Consider the following 4,883-nt stretch of genomic DNA (forward strand, 5'->3'; position numbering starts at 1 on the left):
ACGCTCTCCGCTCCCTGCTTCTCGCAAAGATCCGCAGGCAGGAGAAGGCGCCAGCCTCGCTCGCCTTTGCGCAGCCGGACGGGCCAGGAGGGGTCTTCGCGGGATTCGTGCACGCGCAGCGGGCCGACCTCGGCCGAGGCGGCCGGATCGAGACCCCCCACCATGGCCTGGAGTCGCCGCTCCAACACCGAGCGGCGCTCCTCCACGGGAAGATCCTCACCGAAACGGAGAGCTTCGGCCTCGGTCACTTCCCCCACCTTCCCCCGTGCACCGCCGGGAGGCACGGCACGCGGTCGGCCTTCCCACTCTTAGCGGAACTTACGGGCGAGGCGTTCCACGGCCCGGCGCGCCGTCGCGACTGCCTCCACCGTCTGCGCCTCAGGGCGGTCGAGGGCAACGTAGAGCGTCATGAACGCCCGATACGCCTCGTGTGCCTGCTCGGGATCCAGGCGCTCCAGGACCGCCGCGCGCAGCAGATAGACGTCCTGATAGGCGGCGAAGAAGGCCCGCCCGGGATCCCAGGCGTGGCAGCGGGCGAGGACCCCATCGTAGCCGGCCACCGCCGCTGCGAGATCCCCCCGAGCCACGGCTGCTGCCGCCGACTCGAGGAGGGGACCCAGAGCCGTCAAGAACGACCGCACCAGCCGACGTTCATACTCCCCTGCGATAAGGGCATCCACCGCCCTGCCGTGCTCCGCAAGAGCCTCCTGCCGGTCGCGGAAGGTTGCGGTGGCGATGGGGGGGCGGCCCCAGGTCTCTCCCTCCGCTCCGCAGCGGAAAACCTGCTCCTGGGCGCCAGCAGGGGGATCTCCCCGCTGCCAGCGGACGACTCGCCGCCACCAGGGGAACTCCACGGTCAGGACAAGGTGACTCCCCTCTCCCCCGCAGACCACGGTTGCCCCGACGATACGCCCACCGCCGGCAGCCCAAAGCACGTGTCGGTGGGCCGGGGGGAGGCGTAAGACGTCCACCGCGCGCACGCCACGCTCGATTGGCACCCGGCCCCTCCCCCTCTCGGCCCCCACTGCCCCACCTCCGGCGACGCTTATTTCACGATCATCACGGTGCATGGGGCCAGGCGGGCCAGGTTCTGCGACGTGCTCCCCATGATCCGGCCGAAGACGTTGGAGTGCCCCACGAACCCGATGAGGAGGAGGTCGAAATGCCCCTCGCGCGCGTACGTCACGATGGTCTCGACCTCATGGCCCGGGACGACTCTCGTGATCAGCTCCACCCCCTCCAGCGCGGCCTCGTCGCGTGCCTCCTTGGTGATCCGCTTGAAGAAAGCATCCGCCTCTACCTTCGCCTCCTGGATCTCCCCGACGGTGGCGGCGAAGTACGGGAGCCTCTCCTCCACGGAGATGGCGTGCAGGGGAACCTCACAGAGGTTGGCCAGGGCGATGCCAGCCCGCAGGGCCTTCTTGGATCCCTCGGAGCCGTCGTAGGCCACCAGGATTTTCTGGAACATGGCTCCCTCCCCGGGCCGCCTCACCGGCCCCCCAATTCAGCGACCCCTGCCGGGGCCGGCTCAGGCTCGGGGCTCACCGCGGAATTCTCATGCACGGGTGGCCGGGGCGGCTCGAACCACCGCTGGGCAATGAAGGTGGGGATGATCGCGCTCAGGACCACAACCGTGACCAGGACGGAGAACTGGGCCGAGGTGATGTAGCCCGCTTGCAGGCCGAACAGCGAAGCGATGGTCCCGAAGGTGAGGCCGGTGCTCATCAGCAGCGTGGTGTACATTGCCTCGGCCGGGACATAGCGGCGGGCGACGGGATAGACCCCGAGAAACTTTGTGGTCTGCTTGACGGCAAGCAGGAGGACCAGCAGTCCCAGGTTGGTCCAGACCTCGCCCAGCGAGACGCTCATGCCGGACTTCAGGAAGAAGAAGGGGGTCAGGAGGGCGAAGGCAACGACCCGGAACCGGCGCTGGGTCTCCCGGTTCGCGTTGAAGATCCGGGCGACGGCCAGCCCCAGGATGAAGGCCGGGAGCACCGCATGGCTCTCGGCCAGGTGGGCGAAGAACATGAGGACGAGCAGGGCGGCCAGGGCCCCCTTGATCTCGGGCTCGATGACCCGGTTCCCGTACCGGGGGAAGAACCATGGGTGGAGGCGGGGCATGGCCCAGATGATCACGGCCGAGCCGAGGATGAAGGGGAACAGCCACCACGTCGGCCGGAGGAACAGCAAGCTCAGGGCGAGCGCGGTCCCGAAGTCGGTCACGAAGGTGGAGGCCATAATCATCTTGCCGATCGTGGTCTCGGTCAGTCCCGTCTCCACCAACACCGCGTACACCACGGCTAAGGAGGTGGTGGAGAGGGCCGTGCCGGCGATCAGGGCGGCGTTCGCCGACCACCCGAGCGCGTAGTAACACACCGCTGCGGCTCCCGCGAAGGGGAGGAGGAACGAGAGGCCGCCGATGAGGACGCTTTCCTTGAGGCGCTCCCGCAGGAGGTCCGGATCCACCTCTGCCCCGGCCAGGAACGTCAGGACGATGCCGGCCAGGCCTGCCAGGAAATCCATCCACGGCGTGCCGGAAAGGCCCAGGAAGTTCCCGGCGGCAACCCCCAGGGAGATCTCAATGAGGGCCACCGAGATCCCCAGCTCCACCGACGCCATGCTGGCCAACAGGACCAGCAGGCCCACGACCATGGCGATCCACGCCTGCTCCACGCGCCTCCTCCAGAAGAACCGGTCTGAGACGGGATCAGGGCGCTCGCCAGAAGCTGCCCGCCACAGGGTTCCCGTCGGCCCGCCTTCAGCCGCCGTCCGCTGCTCCGGGCTGGACTTCTGTCCTCCCCTCCAGTTCCACGATCCGCTGCTGGAGGGCCTGCACTTGCTCCCGCAGATGCTCGGCGAGGCTGTTCCAGGCCTGATCGCCTCCCCGGAGCCCCGCCACGATGAACTCCAGCCGGCGCTTCTCCTCCCTGAGCTGGGTGACCTGATAGTGGAGGGCCGCGGCGCGGCTGGACTCCTCGGTCCAGGCCCGGGTGACCTCCTGGAGGCGCTGCCGGGCCCGGGCCAGCTCGAACTGCAGGCGCTCGACCCCGTCGGCCGGCACCGGACAGGTGGCTGGCGAGGGCGCGGGAGTCTCGGCGGCGGGTGACAGGAGCCCGCCCCGGTCGTTCCCGAAGACCTGGGGCTTCCCGACGAAGAACTCGATCGCCCGAAGCCAGGCCGTTCCCTCCTCGCCTCGCTCCTCCCCCGCGTAGCGGTAGTCGCGCTTCCGCCCGAACTCCTCTAGCTCCCACTTCAGATGTTCCAGGCGTGGGACCGTCATTTCCAGCAACCGAATCGCCGTCGCGGGCGACGCCAAGCTGAGGGCCCGCTCGAGATGAGGGAGGCAGAGGCCGTCCGACCGTTCATAGGCCGCACCGAACTCCGAGTCTTCCAGGAAAGCCACGAGGGTCTGGAGGTCGTGCGCTTCCGAGGGCCAGCCGTGGCAGGCTGGGCACGGGGGCCTGCGCTCGCGGACACGGAGGGGCGCCGGGCCCCCGGGGCCGCCCAGCCGGGCCCAGAGGCGGCGGAGGGGGGAAGCGGCCGGAGGCTGCTCCGCCAGGCGCTTCAAGGACCGGATCGTCTCCGCCAGGAAGTCGCCGTAGAGGATGCTCACCCCGGACGCGCTGTGGAGAATCTCCCGCAGCATCCAGGCGTGCCAGTTGCAGAAACCCCGGCTCGCCCGGAGGACGTCCCGGGTGCCGGGATCGTTGACCCGCTCATACAGGAGGTTGTCCAGATTCCGCCGGCGTCCCTCCTCCAGGAGGCGGCAGACCGGGCAGCCGGGCTTGCCGAAGGCGTCCCGGAGGTCGAAGTAGCGCATGAACCGGGTCGGGATCTCGGAACGCGCCTCGTGCGTCATGGGGGAAACAAAAAACTCCTACCAAAGGTTACCCTTCAGTAGGAGTTATCAACCGCAGAAGCGGCGGTTAAGGCGAACTCCATCGCCTGAATGTAGGTCCTATGTAGTCCTATGCACCGGCGGAAGTCAAGCCCGTTCTGGCACGGGGAGCGGCCATGGCCGTTGACAGGGGCCGGCTGCTCGGCTAGCGTCGCACATACGCCGCCGGCGAGCGGCTGCGAAAGGCACCGACATGTCAGGCGTCCTGGAGGCCCTCCGCGACATCGTCCTGGTCTGCGACGGGGCGATGGGCTCCATGCTCTACCAGACCTTCGGGCATCTCCGCTGCACGGATGAGGTGAACCTCACCCACCCCGAGAGCGTCCTGAAGATCCACCTGGAGTACATCACGGCCGGGGCCCAGATCATCGAGACTAACACCTTCGGGGCCAACCGGATGAAGCTGACCGCCTACGGGTTGGCCGACAAGACCGTCGAGATCAACCAGCGGGGCGTCAAGCTCGCCCGGGAGGCCAGGGAGATCGCGGGCCGGGAGGTCTTCATCGCCGGCTCCATCGGCCCGGTCGGGACGCTCACCGAGGCCCTGGAGGAGCCGAGCGTCACGGCCTTCACCGAGGCGTACCAGGAGCAAGCCCGGGCGCTCGAGGACCGAGGGGTGGACCTCTTCATGGTGGAGACCTTCCCTTCGCTCGCCGAGCTCCTCTGCTGCCTGCGGGCTCTCCGGGGGGCCTCCCGCCTGCCGGTGGTCGCCCAACTCACCTTCACCGAAGAGGCCAAGACCCCAACGGGTGTCAGCGCGCGCACCGCCGCAGAGGCGCTGCGCCCGCTCGGGCTTGCGGCCTTCGGCCTCAACTGCAGCGTGGGGCCCGGGGACACGCTGGGGATCCTCCGGGAGATGGCGGCGGCGGCAGACGGCCACGCCCTCTCGGCTCAGCCCAACGCGGGGTTCCCCTCCCGGGTGGCCGGCCGGATCGTCTACCCCGCCTCCTCCCCCGAGTACTTCGCCAACTTCGCTCAGGACGCG

General features: G+C 68.9%; 6 protein-coding genes and 1 riboswitch. Of the genes, 1 reads left to right on the forward strand and 5 read right to left on the reverse strand.

Features of this window, described 5'->3' with window-relative positions; genetic code table 11:
- The 5 genes from VGT06_00755 to VGT06_00775 form a co-directional block, all read right to left on the reverse strand.
- Positions 1-206, reverse strand: a 206-nt coding sequence (locus VGT06_00755; protein HEV8661662.1) for a hypothetical protein, incomplete at its 3' end; no start/stop codon positions are given.
- 102 nt (positions 207-308) lie between these two features.
- A complete protein-coding gene (locus tag VGT06_00760) occupies positions 309-998 on the reverse strand; it encodes a hypothetical protein (protein ID HEV8661663.1) in 690 nt (229 codons plus the stop codon).
- Between the two features lie 47 nt (positions 999-1,045).
- On the reverse strand, positions 1,046-1,468 hold the full coding sequence (locus VGT06_00765; protein HEV8661664.1) for a universal stress protein: 423 nt from the start codon (positions 1,466-1,468) through the stop codon (positions 1,046-1,048).
- Positions 1,469-1,488: 20 nt separating this feature from the next.
- Entirely contained in the window at positions 1,489-2,673 is a 1,185-nt protein-coding gene (locus tag VGT06_00770; protein HEV8661665.1) for a cation:proton antiporter, read from the reverse strand.
- An 85-nt stretch (positions 2,674-2,758) separates the two neighbouring features.
- Positions 2,759-3,859, reverse strand: coding sequence for a DUF6062 family protein (locus tag VGT06_00775; protein HEV8661666.1), 1,101 nt, complete (start codon positions 3,857-3,859; stop codon positions 2,759-2,761).
- Between the two features lie 32 nt (positions 3,860-3,891).
- Positions 3,892-3,955, reverse strand: a riboswitch (Fluoride riboswitch).
- Positions 3,956-4,091: 136 nt separating this feature from the next.
- Here VGT06_00775 and VGT06_00780 point away from each other — a divergent pair.
- Positions 4,092-4,883: homocysteine S-methyltransferase family protein (locus VGT06_00780; GenBank protein HEV8661667.1), on the forward strand; the 792-nt coding region annotated here is incomplete at its 3' end.

It is taken from the genome of Candidatus Methylomirabilis sp., assembly GCA_036000645.1.
Lineage (GTDB): Bacteria > Methylomirabilota > Methylomirabilia > Methylomirabilales > JACPAU01 > JACPAU01.

Bases quoted from the DNA above. Each gene is read 5' to 3' on its own strand.
- VGT06_00765 (HEV8661664.1), bottom strand. From the start codon at position 1,468: ATGTTCCAGAAAATCCTGGTGGCCTACGACGGCTCCGAGGGATCCAAG.
- VGT06_00775 (HEV8661666.1), bottom strand. From the start codon at position 3,859: ATGACGCACGAGGCGCGTTCCGAGATCCCGACCCGGTTCATGCGCTAC.